The organism is Flavobacterium sp. (assembly GCF_031422135.1).
Taxonomy (GTDB): domain Bacteria; phylum Bacteroidota; class Bacteroidia; order Flavobacteriales; family Flavobacteriaceae; genus Flavobacterium.
This window is the reverse complement of the sequence record NZ_JANOQD010000045.1, coordinates 1-1,665: the sequence shown is the minus strand read 5'-3', so window position 1 is coordinate 1,665 and position 1,665 is coordinate 1. Positions and strand designations below refer to the sequence as shown.

2 protein-coding genes and 3 tRNA genes are annotated in these 1,665 nt (G+C 31.9%); 4 read left to right on the top strand and 1 reads right to left on the bottom strand.

What is annotated here, in order from left to right; all coding sequences use genetic code 11:
- The first annotated feature begins 158 nt into the window (after positions 1-158).
- Positions 159-659, top strand: a complete 501-nt coding sequence (locus RMO70_RS06860) for a phosphoribosyltransferase family protein (RefSeq protein WP_310555683.1) — start codon at positions 159-161, stop codon at positions 657-659.
- Here the strand turns inward: RMO70_RS06860 and RMO70_RS06855 are convergent.
- Complete coding sequence (locus RMO70_RS06855; RefSeq protein ID WP_310555682.1) at positions 651-1,169, bottom strand: shikimate kinase; 519 nt, start codon at positions 1,167-1,169, stop codon at positions 651-653. The genes RMO70_RS06860 and RMO70_RS06855 overlap by 9 nt on opposite strands.
- Positions 1,170-1,294: 125 nt before the next feature.
- Between RMO70_RS06855 and RMO70_RS06850 the strand changes: the two genes are divergently transcribed.
- The 3 genes from RMO70_RS06850 (at position 1,295) to RMO70_RS06840 (ending at position 1,607) form a co-directional block, all read left to right on the top strand.
- A tRNA-Lys gene (locus RMO70_RS06850) sits at positions 1,295-1,367 on the top strand.
- 38 nt (positions 1,368-1,405) lie between these two features.
- Positions 1,406-1,478, top strand: a tRNA-Lys gene (locus RMO70_RS06845).
- Between the two features lie 46 nt (positions 1,479-1,524).
- Positions 1,525-1,607: transfer RNA gene (locus RMO70_RS06840), tRNA-Leu, on the top strand.
- Positions 1,608-1,665: the final 58 nt, after the last annotated feature.

Here is a 1,665-nt window from a genome sequence, read left to right as displayed (position 1 = left end):
CTTTCAGAAAACGGCCCACCTTTTGGAGGTTCTATTCAAGAATATAAAAAATTGTTTGAGGCCGATTTCAAAATTAAATATTTAGAAATTGCCTATAATTCGATAAAATCAAGAAAAGATAACGAACTCTTTTTTATCTTTGAAAAAAAACAAATACAATGAGCAAGAACATCATTTTATCTAATCAAGAAATTGAACATACTATAAAAAGAATTGCTTATCAAATCTATGAAACTTTTGTAGATGAAGAGGAAATAGTAATTGCAGGAATAGCCGCTAATGGATATATTTTTGCAAAAAAAATATCCGAAGTACTTCAGTGTATTTCTACATTAAAAGTGTCCCTTTGTGAAGTTCAAATCAATAAACAAAATCCAGCTTTGCCTGTAAAAACTTCACTTTCAAAAGAGCATTACACCAATAAAGGATTGATTCTGGTAGATGATGTTTTGAATTCAGGAACTACATTGATATATGCTGTAAGGCATTTTTTAGACGTTCCATTAACTAAATTTAAAACCGCTGTCCTAGTAGATAGAAATCATAAAAAATACCCTGTAAAAGCTGACTTTAAAGGAATTTCCCTCTCAACCTCTTCACTTGAACATGTTCAAGTGATTTTTGATGAAAATGGTGAAAATTATGCATTCTTAAGCTAATATTTCAAGGATATTCAAAACTGTTTGATCAACTGATTTATTATCAACATCGACTTTTTGAGTAGCTTTATTATAATAATAACTTCTGTCAAATAGATGCTTAGCAATAAATTCTTTTAATTCAAGTTCATTTAAAGAGGCAATAAGCGGCCTATTAATTTTATTAATATTCAATCGATTAAACAATGTTTCTATTGAAGCTTTTAAATAAATAGACAGAATATTTTGACCATTTAATAATTCATGATTATTGGCATAACAAGGAGTTCCTCCACCCAATCCTATAATTAAACTTTCTGGCAAATTTACTAATTCAATAAAAATTTCGTGCTCAATTTTCCTGAAAAAAATTTCTCCCCTTTGCTCAAAAATTTCATTTACAGATAGGTTTGTTCTCTCTTCAATACATTTATCTAAATCTAAATACGGAATTCTGATAATTTTTGATAGTTTCTGAGCGATAGTTGTCTTCCCACAGCCCATATAACCTAATAAAATAATTTTTCTCATATGAATAAAACCTTATGAATTAAGGCATTAAGTAGTTTTGTTTAAAAAAGACAAATTTATACTAAAATAGCTTTGAAAATTTAAAAATAAGGCCTTATATTTGCACCCGCATTCAAAACAGGAAAGACTCGATAGCTCAGTTGGTAGAGCACATCACTTTTAATGATGGGGTCCTGGGTTCGAGCCCCAGTCGGGTCACATTATTTGTGATTATTTTATAACTTTTTTGAATCAATGACTCGATAGCTCAGTTGGTAGAGCACATCACTTTTAATGATGGGGTCCTGGGTTCGAGCCCCAGTCGGGTCACAAAAACATTTAGAGACGTTGCAATGCAACGTCTCTAAATGTTTTGGGCCACGTGGAGAAACGGTAGACTTGCCAGCTTGAGGGGCTGGTGCTCGAAAGGGCGTGTGGGTTCAAATCCCACCGTGGTCACGAATATAAAAAGCGTCTCGATTTTAAATCGAGACGCTTTTTTAAAATAAAACCAATT

What these genes read in the sequence shown, in the direction of transcription:
- RMO70_RS06860 (WP_310555683.1), top strand. Translation starts at nt 159, where the DNA reads ATGAGCAAGAACATCATTTTATCTAATCAAGAAATTGAACATACTATA.
- RMO70_RS06855 (WP_310555682.1), bottom strand. Translation starts at nt 1,169, where the DNA reads ATGAGAAAAATTATTTTATTAGGTTATATGGGCTGTGGGAAGACAACT.